Annotated in this window: 22 protein-coding genes; 15 read left to right on the top strand and 7 right to left on the bottom strand. The window is 41.6% G+C overall.

Annotation, left to right across the window (positions count from 1 at the left end; all coding sequences use genetic code 11):
- Nucleotides 1-27: 27 nt before the first annotated feature.
- From FIB07_04235 to bioD, 3 genes are read left to right on the top strand one after another with little or no spacing between them, the layout of a single operon-like run.
- Nucleotides 28-993: a saccharopine dehydrogenase-like oxidoreductase gene (locus FIB07_04235; GenBank protein NJD52057.1), complete on the top strand. Its 966-nt coding sequence runs from the start codon at nt 28-30 to the stop codon at nt 991-993.
- 2 nt (nt 994-995) lie between these two features.
- The gene (gene bioF / locus FIB07_04230; GenBank protein NJD52056.1) at nt 996-2144 is read left to right on the top strand and encodes an 8-amino-7-oxononanoate synthase; all 1149 of its coding nucleotides are present in this window, start codon (nt 996-998) and stop codon (nt 2142-2144) included.
- Nucleotides 2141-2863, top strand: coding sequence for a dethiobiotin synthase (gene bioD, locus FIB07_04225; protein ID NJD52055.1), 723 nt, complete (start codon nt 2141-2143; stop codon nt 2861-2863). Before bioF ends, bioD begins: the two co-directional genes overlap by 4 nt.
- Here the strand turns inward: bioD and FIB07_04220 are convergent.
- Nucleotides 2860-3513: a biotin transporter BioY gene (locus FIB07_04220; protein NJD52054.1), complete on the bottom strand. Its 654-nt coding sequence runs from the start codon at nt 3511-3513 to the stop codon at nt 2860-2862. The genes bioD and FIB07_04220 overlap by 4 nt on opposite strands.
- A gap of 136 nt (nt 3514-3649) precedes the next feature.
- Between FIB07_04220 and rsgA the strand changes: the two genes are divergently transcribed.
- The gene (rsgA, locus tag FIB07_04215) at nt 3650-4414 is read left to right on the top strand and encodes a GTPase RsgA (protein NJD52053.1); all 765 of its coding nucleotides are present in this window, start codon (nt 3650-3652) and stop codon (nt 4412-4414) included.
- Between the two features lie 148 nt (nt 4415-4562).
- Here the strand turns inward: rsgA and FIB07_04210 are convergent, their stop codons facing one another.
- Both FIB07_04210 and FIB07_04205 read right to left on the bottom strand, forming a co-directional pair.
- Complete coding sequence (locus FIB07_04210) at nt 4563-4778, bottom strand: hypothetical protein (GenBank protein ID NJD52052.1); 216 nt, start codon at nt 4776-4778, stop codon at nt 4563-4565.
- A 398-nt stretch (nt 4779-5176) separates the two neighbouring features.
- On the bottom strand, nt 5177-6292 hold the full coding sequence (locus tag FIB07_04205) for a hypothetical protein (GenBank protein NJD52051.1): 1116 nt from the start codon (nt 6290-6292) through the stop codon (nt 5177-5179).
- A 428-nt stretch (nt 6293-6720) separates the two neighbouring features.
- Here FIB07_04205 and FIB07_04200 point away from each other — a divergent pair, with 428 nt between their 5' ends.
- The 8 genes from FIB07_04200 (at nt 6721) to FIB07_04165 (ending at nt 13558) form a co-directional block, all read left to right on the top strand.
- On the top strand, nt 6721-7083 hold the full coding sequence (locus FIB07_04200) for a DsrE family protein (protein ID NJD52050.1): 363 nt from the start codon (nt 6721-6723) through the stop codon (nt 7081-7083).
- 10 nt (nt 7084-7093) lie between these two features.
- Nucleotides 7094-7474, top strand: coding sequence for a sulfur reduction protein DsrE (locus FIB07_04195; protein NJD52049.1), 381 nt, complete (start codon nt 7094-7096; stop codon nt 7472-7474).
- The gene (locus tag FIB07_04190) at nt 7422-7853 is read left to right on the top strand and encodes a hypothetical protein (protein NJD52048.1); all 432 of its coding nucleotides are present in this window, start codon (nt 7422-7424) and stop codon (nt 7851-7853) included. The genes FIB07_04195 and FIB07_04190 overlap by 53 nt, the downstream gene beginning before the upstream one ends.
- 78 nt (nt 7854-7931) lie before the next feature.
- Complete coding sequence (locus tag FIB07_04185) at nt 7932-8150, top strand: sulfurtransferase TusA family protein (protein NJD52047.1); 219 nt, start codon at nt 7932-7934, stop codon at nt 8148-8150.
- A 106-nt stretch (nt 8151-8256) separates the two neighbouring features.
- Nucleotides 8257-10398, top strand: coding sequence for a hypothetical protein (locus FIB07_04180; protein ID NJD52046.1), 2142 nt, complete (start codon nt 8257-8259; stop codon nt 10396-10398).
- A 5-nt stretch (nt 10399-10403) separates the two neighbouring features.
- Nucleotides 10404-11651: a 3-isopropylmalate dehydratase large subunit gene (locus FIB07_04175; protein ID NJD52045.1), complete on the top strand. Its 1248-nt coding sequence runs from the start codon at nt 10404-10406 to the stop codon at nt 11649-11651.
- Nucleotides 11648-12139, top strand: a complete 492-nt coding sequence (locus tag FIB07_04170) for a 3-isopropylmalate dehydratase small subunit (protein ID NJD52044.1) — start codon at nt 11648-11650, stop codon at nt 12137-12139. The genes FIB07_04175 and FIB07_04170 overlap by 4 nt, the downstream gene beginning before the upstream one ends.
- 171 nt (nt 12140-12310) lie before the next feature.
- Nucleotides 12311-13558: an MFS transporter gene (locus FIB07_04165; protein ID NJD52043.1), complete on the top strand. Its 1248-nt coding sequence runs from the start codon at nt 12311-12313 to the stop codon at nt 13556-13558.
- Between the two features lie 94 nt (nt 13559-13652).
- Here the strand turns inward: FIB07_04165 and FIB07_04160 are convergent, their stop codons facing one another.
- The 4 genes from FIB07_04160 to FIB07_04145 all read right to left on the bottom strand — a co-directional run bounded on the left by FIB07_04160 (nt 13653) and on the right by FIB07_04145 (nt 18903).
- On the bottom strand, nt 13653-14972 hold the full coding sequence (locus tag FIB07_04160; protein ID NJD52042.1) for a hypothetical protein: 1320 nt from the start codon (nt 14970-14972) through the stop codon (nt 13653-13655).
- On the bottom strand, nt 14962-15573 hold the full coding sequence (hisH, locus tag FIB07_04155; protein ID NJD52041.1) for an imidazole glycerol phosphate synthase subunit HisH: 612 nt from the start codon (nt 15571-15573) through the stop codon (nt 14962-14964). Before hisH ends, FIB07_04160 begins: the two co-directional genes overlap by 11 nt.
- Nucleotides 15574-15625: 52 nt before the next feature.
- Nucleotides 15626-17605, bottom strand: coding sequence for a hypothetical protein (locus tag FIB07_04150; GenBank protein NJD52040.1), 1980 nt, complete (start codon nt 17603-17605; stop codon nt 15626-15628).
- Between the two features lie 152 nt (nt 17606-17757).
- Complete coding sequence (locus tag FIB07_04145) at nt 17758-18903, bottom strand: aminotransferase class I/II-fold pyridoxal phosphate-dependent enzyme (protein NJD52039.1); 1146 nt, start codon at nt 18901-18903, stop codon at nt 17758-17760.
- A gap of 101 nt (nt 18904-19004) precedes the next feature.
- On the opposite strand from FIB07_04145, the gene FIB07_04140 reads away from it, so the two are divergent.
- The 3 genes from FIB07_04140 to FIB07_04130 all read left to right on the top strand — a co-directional run bounded on the left by FIB07_04140 (nt 19005) and on the right by FIB07_04130 (nt 21308).
- On the top strand, nt 19005-19178 hold the full coding sequence (locus FIB07_04140) for a 4Fe-4S dicluster domain-containing protein (GenBank protein NJD52038.1): 174 nt from the start codon (nt 19005-19007) through the stop codon (nt 19176-19178).
- A 1-nt stretch (nt 19179) separates the two neighbouring features.
- Entirely contained in the window at nt 19180-20208 is a 1029-nt protein-coding gene (gene asd / locus FIB07_04135) for an aspartate-semialdehyde dehydrogenase (protein ID NJD52037.1), read from the top strand.
- 146 nt (nt 20209-20354) lie between these two features.
- Nucleotides 20355-21308 (top strand): ammonia-forming cytochrome c nitrite reductase subunit c552, encoded by a 954-nt coding sequence (locus FIB07_04130; protein ID NJD52036.1) that lies wholly within the window; start codon nt 20355-20357, stop codon nt 21306-21308.
- The last annotated feature ends 47 nt before the right edge of the window (nt 21309-21355 follow it).

The following is a 21355-nucleotide window of genomic DNA, read 5'->3' as shown; positions in this document are numbered from 1 at the left end:
CAGGTAATGAAATTAAAAAAACCAGATATGAATGAAACCGCAAACATCGCTGTTCTTGGTGCAGGAGGTCTTGGAATGGCAGCCGCAAAAATACTTGGGCGGAAAAAGGAAATGAGACTTGCAGCAATTGCTGACAAGACCGGCTATATTATCGATCATAATGGGATAGATCCTGAGCTTCTTGAAAACAAAGAGCTGGGTGATGTTGGCATAAGAACTGATGATGCAATATCCTGCATTGTTGAAAATTGCCGGGAATTTGATGGTATTTTCCTGGCTCTTCCCAACCTCACGAACAACTTTATCCCTGAGGTTGTATCGATGTTTGCCAGAGCAGGTTTTAAGGGTGTGATGGTGGATGCCATGAAACGGTCGCAGGCTGTTGAGATGATCTTTGGGATGGATGATATTATAAAAAATACCAGTATTACATATATTACAGGAGCAGGCGCTACACCTGGATTACTTACCTGTGCTGCCGCTATTGCGGCAAATTCTTTTATGGAAGTAACGAACGTCGATATAAATTTCGGAGTAGGGGTATCAAACTGGGAATCGTATCGTGCAACAATACGGGAAGATATAGCGCATCTTGAGGGCTTTAATCTTGAAAAAGCGGCAAATATGACATGTGCCCATATAAAAAATGAACTCGATAACAGAAAAGGCATTCTGCAATTACACAAAATGGAACATGCAGATGATGTGCTTCTTGAGAGAGCCGGTATCGTATCCCGCGAAAAAGTAGCTGTTAGCGGAGTAGTTGATACCAGGAATCCCAGGAAACCGGTAAGCACTACGATGACCCTTACAGGAAAGACATTTGATGGGGCTGTTTCAAGCCACAGGTTCATTCTGGGTGATGAGACCACAATGGCGGCTAATGTAGTTGGGCCTGCTCTTGGATGGATGAAAGCAGGTTTTGAGTTCCATAAACGTGGAATATACGGTGTGTTCGGGTCAGCCGAACTCATGCCAAGATTCGTTAAATGAAAATGAAATGGCTCTCAGATGAGCTTGGACAAATTAAAAGTAAAGGATTATATCGGGAACTCAGGACGATCGGATCTGCCCAGTCCCCAAGGATAAAAAAAGATGGCAGGGAATACATACTTCTATCGTCTAATAATTACCTTGGCCTGGCCACTCACCCAAAAGTGAAAAAAGCTGCGGCTGATACAATAGAAATATACGGATCAGGCGCGGGGGGATCCCGGCTGACTACCGGGAACACTGACATTTACAATAAGCTGGAAGAAAAAATAGCGGATTTTAAGGGTGCGGAGGATGCGATCGTATTCAGCTCGGGATATATGGCAAATATCGGAACTATATCAGCTTTGATGAAAAGAGGCGATCTGATACTAAGCGATGAACTCAATCATGCAAGCATTATCGATGGTTGCAGACTTAGCCGCGCAGATGTGAAAGTCTATCCCCATAAAGATGTTTCCTGTCTTGAAAAAGAGCTTGGTGCATCGAAAAACAGCAAAAAACTAATTGTAACTGATGGTGTTTTCAGTATGGATGGAGATATAGCGCCTCTCCCTGAGATCATAGAGATCGCAGAGAGGTTCGATGCAATGGTCATGGTAGATGATGCCCATGCTACTGGCGTTCTTGGCAAACATTCCAGGGGTACAGGGGATCATTTCAATGTAGATGCTGATATTACAATGGGAACCCTTAGCAAAGCCCTTGCAAGCTCCGGGGGATACGTTGCCGGAAATAACGAGCTTATAGAATATCTTCGAAATGTTTCACGTTCATTTATTTTCTCAACTGCACTTCCACCGCCGGCCGTGGCTGCTGCCGCTGCTGCCATTGATATTATCCGGGAAGAAAATCCGGCAACAAAACTCTGGAGGAATGTCGCGATCTATAAAAAAGGGCTTATTGATGTGGGATTTAATATTCAATGTGAAACCCAGATCGTTCCCATAATAACAGGAGATACGGATACAACCATGAAAGCTGCTCTTTTGCTTGAAAAACAGGGTATTTTTGTCCAGGGAATCAGGCCTCCAACGGTGCCGGAAGGTGTAGGCAGGATAAGGACTACATTGATGGCAACCCATAGTAAGCAGGATATAAGCGATGCACTTGTTGCTATTAAAATTGTAAAAGAAAAATTCAATCTATGATAATTAATATGACCGGGATATTCATTACAGGAACCGATACAAATGTGGGAAAGACAGTGATAGCAGCAGGACTTGCAGGAGCCATTAAAAATAAAGGATATAGCATAGGTGTGATGAAAGCTGTCCAGAGCGGCGCAGGAATAAGAAACGGTAAACTTTATTCCCCGGATGCCGAACTCATGATGAAGGTGATCGAAATAAAGGCTGACGTGATGTTGACATGTCCTTATCTACTGAAAGAAGCGATGGCGCCAGGGATCGCTGCAGAAATTGAAGGAATAAGCATAGACATTGATATTATTAAAAATGTTTACATAGAACTTGAAAAAAGACATGATATTGTAATTGTCGAGGGAGCAGGGGGTATTGCTGTCCCTGTAAAGAAAAAGTTCCTTATTTCTGATTTAATAAAATATATGGATATTCCTGCCATAGTCGTTGCCAGAGCAGGTCTTGGAACTATAAACCATACAGTTCTCACGATAGAATATGCAAAAAGGTCAGGGATTAAAATAATAGGGGTAATAATAAACAATTACAGGGGCGGTATTATTGAAGACAAAAATCCCGGAATCATAAATGAACTTACCGGGATCCCCATATCAGGAGTTATTCCCAATGATCCTTCTATATGCTCGGAAAGAGGGATACCTGGGAATATTGTATCCCTCATTGAGAAAAATGTTGATCTGGATAGAATTATTAGTTTCCCTTTTTAGGTCTTTTTTCGGGATTTCGCATCGATTTCATTCCCGAATGCTTTTCCAGGTACGATTGCAGCAGCGATCGCCGAAACTATCAATGCCTTGTATATATCGATACCAATGAATGGCAGTGCCCCGAGTTCAATGGCTTTTTGTACATTAACTCCAAGTACAAACAATAGCTGAACAACGCCAAAAAGGTATATTATCGCAATACCAAGAAGCATCAGGCTGAATAGACCTGCAAAACTCCTGGATTTTATATACCTGTCAGTGAACCAGCCGATTACTAATGAAGCAAAAATAAAACCGATTATATAACCACCGGTGACTCCTGTGAGAATTTCTAAACCTGCTTTTCCCCCATTGAACCATGGAACTCCGGCAACGCCCAATACTGCATATAATCCCTGGCTTATTCCGCCATACCATTTCCCAAGAATGACTCCTGAAAGAAGAACTGCAAAGACCTGGCCAGTGACCGGCACAGGTGTATAAGGAAGATAGAACCGCAGTTGCGCAAATATTCCTGTCAGGCCGGCAAAAATAAATGCCAGGGCAAGTTTGTTTACTAAGTTTGATTCAAATCTCCATTTAAAGAAATCATATTTCGCGGATTCATATTTTATGAATATATCTTTAAAATTATTTGTAAATTCAGACATATTATCACCATTGTCAACTTCTTTTCTCTTCAGGTAGACAACCTTTATAAATTGATCGCATGGGAATTTTTTCCGGATTTTTCCGGAGTTCTCATTCACAATACATCCTTATATCATCCTGCATAATAGCACATGCATGGCAAGTTACAAGTTGATGGTAAAGGATGTTATAAAAAAAGCCGATATTCTTCTTGAAGTAATTGATGCCAGGTTCCCGGACGAGACCAGAAATAGCGAGATTGAGCGGGATATAATGCGTGCAAATAAGCCTTTCATAATAGTCATCAACAAATGCGATCTTGTATCAAGGGAGACGCTTGAGAAAAACAAATCCCGATTATCACAGGTCGCACCCACAGTCTTTGTGTCCAATAAGGAAAAGTTCGGGACAACGCTGTTAAGACACAAAATCCTTGAAATCGCAGGCATAAAAGGGCGTGACATACTGGTGGGTTCAATTGGTTATCCCAATACGGGGAAATCATCGGTGATAAACGGTGTGTCAGGAAAGCATTCAGCAAGGACGTCCCCGATATCAGGTTTTACAAGAGGGGTCCAGCTTGTGGATGCAGGTTCACGAATCATGTTCATCGATACTCCGGGTGTGATACCATTTGGTGAGAACGACGAATATATCCAGGGTCTTCTTGGGGTGAAGGATGCAACGCACCTGAAAGATAAAATCGGGGTAGCTATGAAGATTATAGAGAAACTTTGCGCAGAAAATAAAACTGCCCTGGAATCCTTATACCATATCACAATAGAAGGACAGGATTCTTATGATGTAATTCTACTCATAGGAAAAGGATGTAACTTCCTGAAGAAGAAAGGTGAAGTCGATGAAGAAAGAGCGGCTATGAAAATAATCAATGATTGGCAAAAAGGGCTGCTTCTGGTTTAGTGCCTCACACTGTATTATTTACCTTATTACTTCGTTAATAAACTTAGAATTCACTTAGCCCCAAATCCACCGCGAAGGAATCTCCGGAGGTCTTCTTCTTCATCTATTTCCAGATCCCGGGGTATTTCTTCCCTGTCAGTTTTCATTTTCATAACCCCAACAAGGTTTCTTCAACAGCAAAAGCATCCCTGCCGCAGTCCATGCATGATACAACAGCAATTCCCTTGATAAAATCCGCAGTCTTTAGCGGAATTGTATTTTTACAATTAGGGCATTTATAACGCTTATCGCTTTTCATATCAACCACTTTTTTTTTAGCGGTATCCATGTTTGAATCTGTAACTATCTCTGATGTGTATTTCATATATTTCACTCCTCCAAATAATCATATGTGGAATTTCTGATCCACAAAAGCTAATACTTCCTATGATTATAAAAACGTTTTGCTGTTTATTAGAATTAGTGCTATCCTTTTACTACGATAATTATACTCTCTAAAATAATGTATATGAACAAGTTAGAAATACATATTGTATCCCTTATTTCCACTCAAAATCTACGGTACTACTCTATTCACACCATGTTATATATCAGTGCTACTACTCTGATAGTAATAGAGTAAAACAATAATTTGTTTTACTTAAATCATAGAGTGGGGTTAGAGGCAGGTTGGGGGATGTGGGGGTTAATATATTAAAAATGTGCTATTAAAAACGTTGTTATTAAAAACTTTTTTTGTTTAAAAAAAATGGATTTTCCGGCTTAAGCCGTATGAATCCCTCTTTTTTTATTCTTTCCAGGATATGCTGATGCTGAACGGACCTGTGATTTCATCCACATATTTGACATCTTTGTAAATGTATCCGTATACATCTTGGTTATGATCTTTAAAGGCTCCATGATCTCTTTCATAGACCCTACTGCCGGCATATCCTCAAAAAAATTCTCAAAAGCCTTTTGATAGGTCTTAACCCACAGATTATAAAATTTATTATATGTTTCAGGATCGGATTGTTTCGACAGCTCTTGCGCTTTTTCTGACATTTCTTCCAGTGCTGCTATCCATGACTTATACATTCTCAGGTAAATGTCGGTGGCCTTTGTAAAATTCTCAAACATCTCCCTGGAAAGTTCAGTGGATTTTCCATATTTATCATATATTTCTTTATATGTATCCACCCATAAGTTATAAAATTCCTTGTAACTTTCAGGGCTTGTCTTTCCCCTTGAGATTTCTGCCATCTTCTCAGAAAGTTTCATCATGGAATCATTCATTGGCCCGCAAATCTGCTTATATGATTTTCTCCATAATTTTGACATCTGCAAAAAGCCCTCCAGGTAGAAATCAGGCATGCCGCCATATTCCCCGAATAACTCTTTTGTACTTTCTTCAGAAGGCATTGAAAGGATCCTGTCGAACATTTTTTCATAGGACTTCGTCCACATATCATAGTATTCCTTATATTTTGCAGGAGTCTGTTCACCCTGAAGTATGTCTTTTGTCATCCGGGTATTTTTTTCAAGCTCGGCAATCCAGGAACTGAATAGTTTATTTGTTTCATCGGCTCTTGTTATGAACTTTTCAAGTATCTCTTTATTGGGCCGTGGCGCAGGGATCGGATAAAATATACCAAAGGTATTCTGATATGTGTTGATCCATTCATCATAAAATTCCATGTATTTCTGTGGTGTCGCTTCTTTTGAAAGAAGAACTGTTTTGTCAAACATCTCTTTAGTGGATTCAAGCCATGGCCTGTATAGCTTCTCGTATGAATCTCCCCACATTTTGGAAACTGCTGTATAACTGTCAGCCCATGTATTGAAAATATCTTGCTTTTCTTCACTCTCTTCTTTCATAATATTACTTTTGTTTACCATTCTTATCTCCTCCGAACTGAAAATATTTAATTGATATAATTTTTTATTATCAATTAAATATAACTATAGAAAGCAATTTGCAATTACGTTTTTCCCCTTGGTCTGCAAATATGCCTCTGATTAATACTTATGTTGTTTTGTTATATAAAGATTTTTTACCGATACCCATATGATCGACATGGCAATGGTCATGAAAGAAAAGAAAAATGCAGATAATTTTGCCGCGATCCTTACAATCCCGGAACAAACCTGTCAATTGTTGCTGATTTCTGAACTAATATAAGTATTAATTGTCATTGTAATCGCTGGTGATACAAAATGAGTCACAATACAAGAAGGAATCGTCTTTGTCTCTAAACAAGACAACATATTGAAAAAAACTCCTGTCCTCAATACATTGAGAGAGTGGCGTGAGTTTGAGTTGGCAGATGAAAAACACGAAATTAATTTCAGAGGTCGATAACATGACAAATCTATTACTGGTACTTTCAAAAGACCCGCATACAACCGAAATCCCCAACCTGGTGCTTGATATAGGTCTAAATGCCAGGGCAAAGAAAAACAATGTTTCCCTGTATCTTGTCGAAGATGGGGTTACAGCAGCACGGAAAAGCGAATTTGGGAATAAGCTGCTGGATGCAAAAAAGAAAGGTATCAGGATACTTACTGATGATAAAGCCGTCCAGTCCCGGGGACTTGTTGGAAAGCTCGTCGAAGGAGTTGAAGTTAAAGAAATAGGTACGCTCCTTGACCATATTATCGAGGACGGTAACAGGGTGGCGTGGTTCTAAAGGTGATAAAATGGCAAACAATGGAAACAACAAAACATTAACGATCGTATCGATAAACGGGCCATATCGAGATGAGTCGGCATACACACTGGTCAGGCTCGCTCATGCCGCAAAGGAGAAAGGGATAAATGTCAACTTTTTCAACTACCTTGACGGAACGATAATTGGCCATCGTGACCAGGGACCAAAGGAATTCCCGGTTGTGGAGCAGCTGTTTGGAACCGTTCTCAAAAAAGGGCTCAAAAATCCCAAAACAGATGCAATAGCATGCATTAAATGCACTGATGCGCGCGGCGTAACGAAACAGCAGACTGAAGGTGTAGTGATCGGCGGTCTTTATGACCTTGGAGAGTGGACAGCAGAATCAGACAAGACAATATTACTGGGATGAGAACATGAGCAAGAAAGTAAACATAATCGTTACCCAGCCCCCTTACGGCAAGGAGGACGCTTACAGCGCGATACCCCTTGCCGAAACGCAGGCTGCGGCAGGGAATTCGCCTTCTATCACTTTTGTGAGCGGAGGCGTGCATTCAACTGTAAAAGGACAGAAGACAGGTTACGGTGATGTTGCAGTATGGCAGAAAGATGTGCCAAGCATTGAGGCTTCCATACTGAAGGCGAAAGACAGCGTTAAATTCTATGCGCTGGATGCCGACCTCAAAAAAAGAGGAGTGAACGATAGCGAGATAATCGAAGGGATCTTGAAACAAAACATCGATGAACTCACGGACAGGATACTGGAGAGTGAAGTGACACTGGTATTCTGATATTAAGAAAACGAATAATTCTTACATTTTTTGCCTTTATACAAACTTAAAATATATCAGGACCCATAGTGGTTACACATGCACAGAATAGATGCAAGAGGTAAAGTATGCCCACTGCCATTGTTCTATACCAAAAAACATATCGATGGGCTAAAAACCGGGGACGAATTTGAAGTGTTAACTGATGACGTTACTGCAAGAAATGCTATTCCTCAATGGATAAAAGAACATGGACATGAAATTGTCAAGATCGAGGAATCAGGCGTTGATTTTAAAGTAACTATACGAAAACATTGATTTTTTTTGCCTTAATCATTCGTTTTTTGGGGTAATTGGGTTAATTGTTGCTGATTTCTCTATAGTTATATAACTTTGGGAAATTGTTTGATCTGGTGTGATAAAAATGATAAAAATATTAATCGTATTTGCTATTATGCTATTATTAGCAGCTCCGGCAACAGCCGCTAATGTCACGAAAGTTGAGATTCGCGGAGTGGTTTTTGACTCCGGTTCAAGTACTTATAACACTACTTTGCAGTGGGATGCCCAGAAATTCCCCGGTTTCTGGTATGCTCCAGGTGGAGGAAAATCAAGCGAGAGCCTTAAGATCATTAACCAGCCTGCATCAAGTCTAACCATCAATAACCGGGTGATTGAAAAAGGAAACCTTCAGTACAATACCACACGCTCAGACCAGAAATTCAAGGTATTCAGTGAAAAAAACAGGAAGGTAGAGAACGGTCTTGAGTATAACAGCACCGCTAAAACCTTCAAACCGGGTACCGCAGGTGGTTATTATGCGCGGCTTGGCTGGTTCGGTGATCTTTATATTGCTGTGAACGGGAAAGCAAATAAGTTAGCTAAGCTGGTAAAAGAACAGAAGGCAGAAGAAAAGAAGACATTGAAACTGGGAACCTCGTGGGACCTTGGGGAAGGTTACAACCTTACGGTCCAATCTCTTGATACAGCAACAAATCCGAGGCAGGCATGGCTTTCTCTAAGCAAGGACGGTAAAACATTCGACAACAGGGTCGTGAACGAAGGAGAGGTATATACTTATATTGAGAAAAGCGTAGGCGGAGAGTCCAGTGTGCCCGTATTCGTAACTTATGTGGAAAGCATATTTACAGGCGCGGAAGGCATGTCAACGTTTGTCCAGCTCAGGTACACATGGCTGATATCCCTGGATGTTCTCGAAATAAAAGCAGGAGATAAGTTCGGTGTATTTGAAGTAAAGGAAGCAAATGAAAATTATGTGCTTCTTGACAACAAGGATAATCCAATAACCCTCGGCCAGAATTCGGTTCAGTCACTCTTTGGCAATTTGAGCTTTAAAGTGGCGGACAGTTCGACAGCTCTGAGGTTCTATCCAATTCTTGAAAAGACTGCACCCGGGAAATATGAGATACACGGAATGGTTTTTGACTCCGGTTCAAGTACTTATAACACTACACTTCAGTGGGATGCCCAGAAATTCCCCGGTTTCTGGTATGCTCCAGGTGGAGGAAAATCAAGTGAGAGTCTTAAGATCATTAACCAGCCTGCATCAAGTCTAACCGTCAATAACCGGGTGATTGAGAAAGAAAAACTCCAGTACAATACCACACGCTCAGACCAGAAATTCAAGGTATTCAGTGAAAAAAACAGGAAGGTAGAGAATGGTCTTGAGTATAACAGCACCGCTAAAACCTTCAAACCGGGTACCACAGGTGGTTATTATGCGCGGCTTGGCTGGTTCGGTGATCTCTATGTTGCTGTGAACGGGAAAGCAAATAAGTTAGCTAAGCTGATAAAAGAACAGAAGGCAGAAGAAAAGAAGACATTGAAATTGGGAACCTCGTGGGATCTTGGGGAAGGTTACAACCTTACGGTTCAATCTCTTGATACAGCAACAAATCCAAGGCAAGCATGGCTCTCTTTAAGCAAGGACAACGAAAGCCTTGATTACAGGGTTGTAAAGGAAGGAGAAGTATATACTTATATTGAGAAAAGCGTAGGCGGAGAGTCCAGTGTGCCCGTATTCGTGACTTATGTGGAAAGCATATTTACAGGTACAGAAGGCATGTCAACGTTTATCCAGCTCAGGTACACATGGCTGATATCCCGGAATGTTCTTGAAATAAAAGCAGGAGATAAGTTCGGTGTATTTGAAGTAAAGGAAGCAAATGAAAATTATGTGCTTCTTGACAACAAGGATAATCCCATAACCCTCGGCCAGAATTCGGTCCAGCCGCTGTATGGCGAGTTGAAGTTCAAGGTAGCAGATAGCTCAACAGCATTGCGGTTTTATCCTCTGCTCGAATATTCAATCCTTGAACCTAAAGTTGAAGCAAAAGCGCAGCCTGTATCCCCGCAGCCGACAACTACGGCTGCAAGTTCGGCAGTTGTATCTGAGCCCTTACGCGCCACTGCCCCTGTAAATGTCCAGACAACGCAGACCGAAAAACCATTAACGTCCACAGCTTTACCAGAGCAGTGGAATTGGATATTTTTCGCGGTAGCTGGTCTGATTGGGACAGGATACCTGATTCTTAGAAAGGGTTAATAACCATGCCAACGATCAGCGAAAAAATACTCAGCCGCGCAGCCGGAAAACAAGCTGTTGCAGATGATTTTGTGATTGCCAATATTGATTATGCAATGGCGCATGACGGCACGGGTGTTCTTGCCGTAAAGGCCTTCAAAGAGATGAGTGCAAAAAAAGTATGGGATCCAGGCCGGATAATCGTGCCGTTTGATCACTATACGCCTGCTCATACCGATACTGGCGCAAAACTGCATCAGGGTATAAGACAATGGGTCCGCGAACAGGGAATTACTAACTTCTTTGATATAGGTGAAGGAATATGTCACCAGGTGCTTCCTGAAAATGGATTTGCCATGCCTGGAAAACTAATAATAGGCGCGGATTCGCACTCATGCACATACGGGGCTTTCGGGGCATTTTCAACAGGTGTCGGTGCAACTGACATGGCAGAAGTTTTCGTATCCGGAAAACTCTGGCTTCGCGTGCCGCATACGATCAAGATAACGGTTGATGGAAAACTCCCACCGGGCATATCGGCAAAAGACCTGACACTTAATATCATAAAAAACATAGGAACCGATGGCGCGAATTATAAGGCCATCGAATATTACGGAGAAACGATCCGTAATCTATCGATAGCACAGCGCATGACGCTTTGCAATATGTCCATAGAAATGGGGGCAAAAACCGGCATAGTGCCGGCAGATGAGAAAACGTTCGATTACCTGAAGGGAAAGGCAAAAGAAAAATACGAGCCTGTTTATGCTGATGACAACGCAGCATACTGCGAAGATCTGTATTATGATGTGTCAAACCTTGAGCCGCAGATCGCAAAACCGCATGAAGTTGATAATGTTTCCAATATAGGCGAAGTCGCCGGGACACCTCTTGACCAGGTTTTCATAGGTTCATGCACGAATGGCAGATACGAAGACCTCCAGGTTGTTGCAAATATCCTGCACAAAAAGCATGTAAAAGTCAGGACAATTGTTCTTCCGGCTTCGCGTTCAGTACTAATAAAAGCCACTAACTCAGGAATAATTGCGGCTCTCCTGAAAGCAGGCGCTGTTATCGCCCCACCCGGATGCGGGCCGTGCCTTGGAGCCCACCAGGGAGTGATATGCGAAGGAGAGACCTGCCTTTCAACATCCAACCGTAACTTCAAGGGACGTATGGGCGCAGGTGGATTGATATACCTCTCGTCGCCTGAAACAGCAGCAGCAAGCGCATTGCGTGGGAAGATAGCGGATCCGAGGGAGGTTTTGAGATGACGAATATTAATAAAATCACTGGAAAAGTATGGAAATTCGGCGACAATGTAGATACTGACGTAATTATTCCGGGAAAATACCTTCGCACTACTGATTTGAATATATTCGCAGCACATGTCCTTGAAGGAATAGACCCGCAGTTCTCAAAAAAAGTACAGAAGGGAGATATAATAGTGGCTGGTGAGAATTTCGGATGCGGATCATCCCGCGAACAGGCGCCGCTGGCATTAAAATATGTGGGAGTGGCCTGTGTGGTGGCAGGATCATTCGCAAGGATATTTTTCAGGAATGCGATCAATGTGGGTCTGCCCATTATTGAAGCTAAGATCGGTTGCAAAGAAGGAGATATAATAGAGATAGATCTGGAAAATGGAATAATTGTGCATGAGGGCGTGGAATATACTGCAACGAAACTTCCTGATTTCCTTCGTGAAATACTGGCTGATGGCGGATTGGTGGAACACCGGAAAAGAGCTGGTGTGGTATGAAAAATAGCTAAAAAATAGTGAAGAAATAATATCAGATTTTGTTTGTATCCGCGCCATCAGTGTCATCAGCGTTTTATCACAGTTTTTCTTAACCAGCGGATTATCTGCCATTACGGACTTGAATCCAAACAACTTTGTCAGGAAAAAGCTTAATTGCCAAAAACATTCAAAATGAGTCTTAAATTGAAGCAATCAAATACAATCCCGGAACCCGATGAAACACAAGCATCAACACCCACCGACCGCCGATTGATGTACTACATCTCTCTTCTGGGTTTTTTTGCGATTTTTTCAACCACGATCTCGAAAAACCCTGTGCTCCCCCTTTTTATGCAATCGATCGGGTCAAGCGATGCAGTGATCGGCCTGATTTCCGCGATATCACCGTTTGCAGGCATCCTGTTCAGCTTTCCGGTCGGTGTCCTCTCGGACCGTCTCGGAAGGCGACGCCTGCTTATAACTGCGGGAGCGATATTCATGACCGCACCGCTGCTATACCTGTTCATTGAAGCGCCCCTCTGGATGATCCCTGTCCGGTTCTTCCATGGTACTGCGACTGCAATCCTGGGTCCTGTTATCTCTGCTATCATTGTTGAACGGTTCTTTGACAAAAAAGGAGAGATGCTCGGTAAGTACGCATCCTCAACCCTGATTGGCAGGACTATTGCGCCTCTTGCCGGGGGCATGATCCTTTCATTCTTTGCTGCGTACCCTGGTATATTTCGGTTCCGGATGGTCTATATTGCTGCCACGCTGGCTGCGGTTCCTGTCTTTGTGATGACCCTGTTCTACAGTGAGAGGAACGACAGGCCGCTGAAAGTTATCACCCTGTCTGTATTCAGGAAGAGCTTTGTTAATTTCTTTTCCCACCGCAGGCTTCGTGCGATCGCTCTTGTCGATATGGCGACCTATTTTGCGTTCGGAACATTCGAAACATTCCTGCCGTTATTCCTCGCATCCAGGGGTATTGATCCTTATCAAACAGGCATCATCTTTGCGGTGCAGGTGTTACTGATCGCAACCACAAAACCAGTATTCGGCTGGATCGCTGATCGCATTGATAAGCGCATGCAGATATGCACAGGTCTCCTCCTGTCAGGGATATCTATTGGGGCCATTTCTCTCTCTTCATCCTTCCCCCAGTTCATCGCGATCAGTATCGGGACAGGCCTTGGCATTTCACTGTCCACTGTAGCTACAAGCGCGTATGTCGCCGATATTGCCAGAAGGGAAGAGATCGGCGCATCCATGGGGGCATTGTCATCGACGATGGATATCGGGCACTCAACAGGCCCGCTCGTGACCGGTATGATCATTACAGTGGCAGGGTTCGCTGCCGGCTTTTATGCGAGTTTTGTGCTTGCGCTCGTAATAACGGGCGTGTTCGTGTGGTCGGCAAAAGGCGGGAGAACGGTATGATCATCAATATTAAATCAATCATTACTATCATAAGTTTTGAGGTTGGTAAAACAGTAAAAGTAATATATAAAGTAATATATATTTTGATACATATCTATCTTTTATTTTCCAATATTTCCACAACACGTTTCTTCTTCTCAATGGCCTGCACCGCAGCCTCATCTACTGCTTTCTTCATCTTATCAAAATTCTTCGGGGTCTTCTCACCAACCAGCTTCTTTATTGGCGTATATGCAGATTCCCGGAAGCGCGGTGTGAAATCATTTGGTTTGCCATCTACTATCAGTTCTGCCCCTTCCCCATCCACGACTTTTCCGACAATATCAATAGCAACACCTTTTCTTTGCACGCATTCCAGGATATTATCAGCATACTCAGGCGGCGCTATTATTAAAAGCGCATCAAGCGAAACCCCAAGATAATCTATTTCAAGCTTTTCAAGCATCTTAAGCACTTTTTCATTCACAAGCGCACGTAATTTCTCTTCTTCAAAAACGAGTTTAACCTGTGCTGTTCTTGCTATTTCCTTAGCATCCCCGCGTACTCCGCCATTTGTCACATCGGTCATTGCATGTATTTTTTCAACCAATCCTGCATCAAGGAGCGCCTCGCAGGCATCTATGAACTTGAGGTTAACAGTCTCATCCACAAGCTCATGCATCCCGTAATAAAGCGCAGTCGTAGAAATAGTACCTCCTCCTGCTCCTTCTGTCATGATTATGATATCTCCGGGCTTTGCCTGGATGCGTGCAGTGAGCTTCTCTGCCAAACCAACAGCGCCAACCCCGCCTGTCATCCGTTCACCGATCACCATGTCACCGCCTATTCGCAGAGTGCTGCCTGTAATAAGAGGAATGCCTGTCAATCCTGAAACAGTAGTAATTCCGGCAATATGGTCGAAGATCTTTGCCACATCCCCATCATCTGCCACATGTATATCTGAAAGCATCGCCACAGGACGCGCGCCCATCACATATACATCACGAAGCGCTGCACGGGCAACATGGAATCCTGCAAGGAAAGGAAAATCCGAAAGGCGCGAATGCATCCCGTCGATCGTGACCACAAGATACTGCCCTGCGGCCCGCACAACCCCTGAATCATCAAGATGCGATGAATCCACAACAGCCGAGGTCTTTCCTATCACTTCCGCAATCTTCTCATGAGTATAGAAATCCCCCATGCCGCGTGAGCCCACACCGAAATCTCCCATTGTTACACCGGAATATATGGGTTTTATGATTTCAGATTTCGGATCAAGGGTAGCTCTGGCCTCAACTATTACTGCACTTGCTATTTCATCGGCATGCTTTTGTGAGATATTTTTTATTTCAAGGATCCTTTGTATAAGCTTCTCTTTTAACGACTTATCACCACGAATCAGACCGCGTTTTGCGTATCCTTCAATGTCCATAATTCTCCACAAAATTACGAAGCATCCGAAGTCCTGTTACACCGCTTTTCTCCGGATGGAATTGTGTCCCGATCACATTTCCTGCTTCGCTGGCAATAATCGCCGGGAATTGAAGCCCGTAGTCACACATGGCAACTTCATACTTTTCATCAGTACTCACATGGAACGAATGCACAAAATATACGAATGAACCATTATCAATCCCTCTCAATAATGGTATGTCCTTCTTTTTGATAAGAGAATTCCATCCCATGTGCGGTACCTTTAATTCAGAAGCGGGAAAACGAGTTACGCGCCCCGGGATTATATCAATGCCCTTATGCAGGCCCCCTTCTTCACTTTCTGTGGCCAGCATTTGCATTCCCAGGCAAATCCCGAGAAGCGGTTTTCCCTCATCAACCGCGTCTTTTACCACACGTTCAAGCGTTGAAAAATGCATCATAGCATCGCGAAATGCACCTACACCTGGAAGAATAAGTGCATCGGCCTTGTCTATTACGTGTGCTTCTTTTGATATTTCAACCTCTGCGCCAACGTATTGAAGGGCTTTTTCGATGCTTCGAAGGTTACCGAGTCCATAGTCGATGATAATGGTTTTCATTTTGTTCCTATTGTGTAGTTTATTTTATTCTTAAAGGGTTATTTTATTATAATTAACTGCATATTCTATTTATTAATGTAACAAGTTCTGGATATGTTTCTATAACCTCTTTAGGTATCCTCTCAGCAATAGCTATAGCGTTATCAACCTCTTTATATGAGCCAAAATATTGCTTACATAATGAATCTAAAAAAGTTTTCGCCCTGAATTTTCCTTGCCTTGGGGTTCTTTTTGTTCTCTCTATTTCATCTGAAATTTCTTTAATTTTTACTTCTCTCTCTGGTTCTGGTAAATTGTATGATTCAACAATAGCCTTTGCATCTAATAAGTAATATTCAATCGAACTTACGTTATCAGGGTAAAAATAAAAGTTTTCATCGGATAAGATTGGTGTATTAATTCTTGCTTGTTTTCTATATTGTGTTTCTAATCGAAGCATTTTATCTTTTAATTCTGTCGATTTTGCTGTATCGTTATCTCTAATTATTATTACTTTTTTCCCCATCATTGCATAAACAAGCATCGGCCCATAAGATTCTAAGGCACCGGAGCTTCCTGCAATTACAAATCGTGATGAATTTTCATCAATCTCTTTATTAAATAATGTTTTGGCAAATGCTTTTATAATACCTTCATCTGCAGAGCCTTCGATGAAGGCGACAGTTTTAGGTTCAAATGAAAATATTGGCTCATAACCAAGAACTTTATAAATCTCATTTCTAATTTTATTTATACCCTCTGTTGAGGTCCTTCGTTCAGGTGGAACTAAATCAGACATTCGAATTGCTTGTGTTTTGCCTTCGTTATCCACCATCATGTAAATTTCTTCGGGTTTACTGTTGTGAATAAAGACCATTGAATGTGTAGCTACTAATATTTGTTTTCCATTTTCAGATTCTTCGTGGAAAAAGTCATATAATAATTTCTGCGCTCCTGGATGTAAATGCAATTCTGGTTCATCCAAGAACCATATAGTACCCTTTTCAGCGGTGGCAATTGACCAGATTATTATAAAAAGCTGATCTATTCCAGAACCTTCTTGTGCCAAATCAATTTCATTTTGAAGAAGTCTTTTTTTCACTACAATCCTAACTTGATTACCTGGGAGTGGATCAGGATGTATATCGATAATATCGGGAAAGATTTTTTTACATATATCCACGATATGAAGAAACCTATTATGATTTTTTCTAAATAATGTATCCATTAATCCAACAAGGTCGCTTCCTCGTTCCCCCACATTTTCCTTAAATTCCATGCCAATTCGTTTGTTGCTCTCTCTGATTGCACTGATCGATTTTATAGTGTTAATAATTTCGTGAATTATTTTTCCCTGCAGAGATGAACTACTCCCTAATCTTTGATCTATTCTATTTCCAGATTTTTTCCCTAAAGCTTCTCTAAGCTCATTATCAATTATCGCCGAAGTTAACTGACGTGGTTGTGGATTTTGGATAAATTGAAATAAGCTAAAACGTATCAATTGTTGATCTGGAATATAGTCTATAAAAATGGGAACAAATTCACCTTTTGAATTAGAAATATTCATTGAATCTAATATAAACATATTATCTAAACTTGTTAGGGGATTTTCGGTTCCTCTTACTCTTAATTTGATTTTAATTTCTACTTTTTTAAAAAGATTAGTACCAACAAGGATTGTATAAGCACTTTCAGCAACGTTAAGGAAATGAATGATATATTCCCTTCTTAAGTTTTCAGGAATTTCAAATAAATAAGATATAATTATAAATTTACTATCATACTTTCCAATACCTCCATGAACAATCTCTCTCATGACAGCTTCTTCAAGAGGTTGGTGAATTTTCCTGATATATTTAAGAGCTTCAAAAATGCTAGTTTTTCCACCACTATTTCTGCCAATGAAATTTGTCAAATTTAAGCATTCGGGAACTATAACCGATTCAATGCACTTGTAATTTTTGATCTCAAATGAAAGTAGCTTCACGCCAACAAGATTAATATTATTATACAAATAGCTTATGAGTGTTCTTTCTATGGTATTAATCAGTTTCTAAATTTTTGAGTCCAAACAATCGCAGTTCATTAAGTTGCGCCTTGACGAGCTACAATTGTAGTATAGAAACCTTTAGTGAACTGTTCTGAAACAAACTTTTTTAAGAACAGAAACCAAATGTTCTTCTATTAAAAACACTTATTTTATTAAATCTCCAGCTTATCAAGCCGCTGCGCCGCTTCCATGAGCGTCTCATCCTTTTTGGAAAAGGTAAAGCGTAATTTATGTTTCCCTGCTTCGCTCTTGTAGAAACTGCTTCCGGGAACAGCAGCCACACCGATTCCACTTACCATATATTTTGCAAAAGCCATATCATCCATATTTACGCCTTCGGGGATGTCAGCTAATATGTAATATGCACCTTCGGGCATATTGCACTTGAATCCGGCTTTTATTAAAGCGCTATGGAGGAACCTTCGTTTTTCGTCATACATACTTGCAAGCTCCTTATAATAAGAATCAGGGTATCTCAATGCTGTTACGCATGCATGCTGGAGCGGTGCAGGTGCGCCGACTGTGAGAAAATCATGCACCTTCCTTATTGCGGATGTCAGACTCTTTTCAGCAAGGGCGTAGCCGATACGCCATCCTGTGACGCTGTAGGTTTTTGAGAACCCGCTTATCGTTATTGTCCTGTCTCTCATACCATCAAGGGACGCGATACTGATATGCTTCCTGTTGTCATAAAGGATGTGTTCATATATTTCATCAGTAACCGCAATGACATCATTGTCAACGCAAAGGTCGGCGATCATTTTCAGCTCGCCTTTTGTGAAAACCTTTCCGCAGGGATTGTTGGGCGTATTGAGGATTATGACACGTGTTTTCCTGTTGAATGCAGATTCAAGGGCATCTTCATCGATGCTGTTATCATCATTAAGGGGCACAAATCTCGGAACAGCCCCCGAAACAGCGGCATCCGGCCCGTAGTTCTCGTAGAATGGCTCAAATATTATTGCTTCGTCGCCTTCATTTATCAGGGCAAGCATTGATGCCATCATTGCTTCGGTAGACCCGCAAGTCAGAGTGATCTCACTTTCAGGGTCCGCTTCGATATGATTATATTCCCGTGCTTTTCGTGATATCTCATCCCTCAGGTCTTTTGCTCCCCAGGTGACAGAATACTGGTTATAATCTTCCATGATCGCGGTGGCTGCTGCTTGCTTTAGCGTAATCGGGGCAGGAAAGTCGGGAAACCCCTGCGCAAGATTGATTGCATTATGTTTTAATGAAAGGCGTGTCATATCTCGAATGACCGACTCGACAAAATAACCGGTTCTGCGGGCTAACATAGACCACTTAAAAAGACTTTGGTGTATATTTAGACTTTCATTTGAGTCAAACCGTTATGTTTATATTTTACGTATTCAATGGTAGGCAAAAGGTGACTTAAATGGCAGCAAAAGTAAACAATGATGAATGTACCGGTTGTGGAACATGCGTTGATGAATGCCCTGCAACTGCGATCGAACTGAAAGATGACAAGGCAAAAGTAGACCCGGAAGAGTGCACCGAATGCGGCACCTGTGTTGATGCCTGCCCGAGCAGTGCTATTTCGATGGAATGATATGCAAAAAATAAAAGCAGGAGTCCTTGGAGCAACAGGCAATGTAGGACAGCGATTTATAGAACTGTTGAGCAAACATCCATGGTTTGAATTGACATCTCTGGCAGCTTCAGACAAAAGCGCAGGAAAAAAATATGGTGATGCTGCCAGCTGGAGGCTTGAAAGTAAAATCCCTGAAAACGTCGGCGATATGGAAGTTGTGCCTGTTGATCCAAAGAAGGTTGATGCAGATATTGTTTTTTCTGCTCTTCCCACTGACCTTGCCAAAACTGTCGAGCCTGAATTTGCAAAAGCGGGTTTTGTTGTCGCAAGTAATGCAAGCGCTTTACGTATGGTGAAAGACGTTCCTCTTGTCATTCCTGAAGTCAATCCCGGGCATCTTGGCCTGATAGATATTCAGCAGGATAAGCGTAAATGGGACGGATATGTTGTCACAAATCCCAATTGTACGACTATAATGATGGCCGTCACGCTGAGGCCGCTTGCCAGATTTAATATTGAAAAAATATATCTTGCATCCATGCAGGCAATCTCGGGAGCAGGTTATGATGGGGTTCCATCAATGGCAATCCTTGATAATGTTATTCCTTATATCGGCCAGGAAGAAGAAAAGGTTGAAACCGAGACAAAGAAACTGCTTGGAGAATTTAACGGCAGTGAGGTAATTGATGCACCATTCAAGGTAAGCGCAAGCTGCAATCGTGTTATGGTTATAGATGGGCATACTGAGGCTGTATGGGTGGAAATGGCAGATAATCCCTCAATTGATGACGTTAAACAGGCATTCCTTGATTTTGATCCAGGTTTATCCGAATTGCCGACAGAACCCACACCAGTGATCGAAGTAAAGGAAGAAAAAGACAGACCGCAGCCTCGCATGGACAGGAATATCGGAGGGGGCATGACAGTTTCTGTCGGACGCATACGGCCAGGCATACGATACATCTGCATGGGCCATAATACCATAAGAGGCGCAGCAGGTGCAAGTGTCCTGAATGCTGAGCTTCTAAGGAAGAAAGGAAAACTTTAAAAATTTATTGGATCTGGTAGAAAATTAAAACCAAAAGATATAAATATCGAAATAACGGGTTAGTTGAAATTAGAAAAACGATAGATTTAAAACGGTATAAAGGGTATAAATTAAAAAACAATTTGAAAACGGAAGGTAAGAATAAAATGCGAATAGTATTATTTAATAAAATCATAATTGTATTACTAATTTTAGCAGGAATTTCGGTATTTCTCTCAGGAGCGAATGCATCTGAAAATTCATGCATTGATTGTCATAAAACGTTAACTCCTTTTATCGAAGAGCAAAAACGCTTTAACCAGATAAGGATACAGCATCTTGAACGAAATGCCCAGTGTTCCCTTGAGTGCCATGAAGACAGGGTAAGACAGCTTGCGACCGCCAATTACCAGCAATGGCAGGAATCGCTTCATGCTGTGAAAGGAGTAACATGTGAGCAATGCCATGGAGGAGACGTCAAACAGGCTACTAAAGAAAAAGCGCACACTTTCAGGAACATTACCGACCCTGAAAGCCCCGTTTATTATACTAATGTTCCAAAGACCTGCGGCAAATGCCATCCAAAAGAACTTGATAATTTTGAAAACAGTACACATTATAAAAAGCTTGAATCATTGGAGCTTGCTCCGACATGCACAACATGCCATCATCCACATACTTTCACAGTTCTTAACCCTGAAGATTTCAGGAACTCCTGCGGTAACTGTCATTCCGTTTATAAAAAAGTAGCGCCTTACGACATACCGCTCAAGGCAGAGGATATGCTAAGGAAAGTAAACAAGTTAAAATTCAATATAGAAAATGCGAGAGAGGATATTTTCTGGGCAAAGAAGAACGGAACAGATGTAGGACTTGCAGAAAAATATACTGACAATGCCCTGAAAACATACCAGGACCTTGCTCCGATGTGGCATGAATTCAATCTCACACATTTTGAGGATATAATAGATTCAGCCAATATGGAAGTAAAAAAAGCCGAAGATATCGTGAAACCCACACCTTTGCCAACCAGAACTGAATCGCCCCAGGTACCTGGATTCATAGGTTTGACTGGACTAGTTTCGTTGATAGCTGTGTTCTATATTCTGAGAAAAAAATAAAGGCCAAAAAACAATGAAACGATATCCAGTTATAGAAAGGTGATAAG

Source organism: Candidatus Methanoperedens sp. (genome assembly GCA_012026795.1).
Taxonomy (GTDB): Archaea; Halobacteriota; Methanosarcinia; order Methanosarcinales; family Methanoperedenaceae; genus Methanoperedens.
Note: the sequence above shows the minus strand (reverse complement) of the source record. Positions and strands in the feature narration are given on the sequence as shown.

Bases quoted from the DNA above. Each gene is read 5' to 3' on its own strand.
- FIB07_04235 (NJD52057.1), top strand. From the start codon at position 28: ATGAATGAAACCGCAAACATCGCTGTTCTTGGTGCAGGAGGTCTTGGA.
- bioF (NJD52056.1), top strand. From the start codon at position 996: ATGAAATGGCTCTCAGATGAGCTTGGACAAATTAAAAGTAAAGGATTA.
- bioD (NJD52055.1), top strand. From the start codon at position 2,141: ATGATAATTAATATGACCGGGATATTCATTACAGGAACCGATACAAAT.
- FIB07_04220 (NJD52054.1), bottom strand. From the start codon at position 3,513: ATGTCTGAATTTACAAATAATTTTAAAGATATATTCATAAAATATGAA.
- rsgA (NJD52053.1), top strand. From the start codon at position 3,650: ATGGCAAGTTACAAGTTGATGGTAAAGGATGTTATAAAAAAAGCCGAT.
- FIB07_04210 (NJD52052.1), bottom strand. From the start codon at position 4,778: ATGAAATACACATCAGAGATAGTTACAGATTCAAACATGGATACCGCT.
- FIB07_04205 (NJD52051.1), bottom strand. From the start codon at position 6,292: ATGGTAAACAAAAGTAATATTATGAAAGAAGAGAGTGAAGAAAAGCAA.
- FIB07_04200 (NJD52050.1), top strand. From the start codon at position 6,721: ATGAAAAACACGAAATTAATTTCAGAGGTCGATAACATGACAAATCTA.
- FIB07_04195 (NJD52049.1), top strand. From the start codon at position 7,094: ATGGCAAACAATGGAAACAACAAAACATTAACGATCGTATCGATAAAC.
- FIB07_04190 (NJD52048.1), top strand. From the start codon at position 7,422: ATGACCTTGGAGAGTGGACAGCAGAATCAGACAAGACAATATTACTGG.
- FIB07_04185 (NJD52047.1), top strand. From the start codon at position 7,932: ATGCACAGAATAGATGCAAGAGGTAAAGTATGCCCACTGCCATTGTTC.
- FIB07_04180 (NJD52046.1), top strand. From the start codon at position 8,257: ATGATAAAAATATTAATCGTATTTGCTATTATGCTATTATTAGCAGCT.
- FIB07_04175 (NJD52045.1), top strand. From the start codon at position 10,404: ATGCCAACGATCAGCGAAAAAATACTCAGCCGCGCAGCCGGAAAACAA.
- FIB07_04170 (NJD52044.1), top strand. From the start codon at position 11,648: ATGACGAATATTAATAAAATCACTGGAAAAGTATGGAAATTCGGCGAC.
- FIB07_04165 (NJD52043.1), top strand. From the start codon at position 12,311: ATGAGTCTTAAATTGAAGCAATCAAATACAATCCCGGAACCCGATGAA.
- FIB07_04160 (NJD52042.1), bottom strand. From the start codon at position 14,972: ATGGACATTGAAGGATACGCAAAACGCGGTCTGATTCGTGGTGATAAG.
- hisH (NJD52041.1), bottom strand. From the start codon at position 15,573: ATGAAAACCATTATCATCGACTATGGACTCGGTAACCTTCGAAGCATC.
- FIB07_04145 (NJD52039.1), bottom strand. From the start codon at position 18,903: ATGTTAGCCCGCAGAACCGGTTATTTTGTCGAGTCGGTCATTCGAGAT.
- FIB07_04140 (NJD52038.1), top strand. From the start codon at position 19,005: ATGGCAGCAAAAGTAAACAATGATGAATGTACCGGTTGTGGAACATGC.
- asd (NJD52037.1), top strand. From the start codon at position 19,180: ATGCAAAAAATAAAAGCAGGAGTCCTTGGAGCAACAGGCAATGTAGGA.
- FIB07_04130 (NJD52036.1), top strand. From the start codon at position 20,355: ATGCGAATAGTATTATTTAATAAAATCATAATTGTATTACTAATTTTA.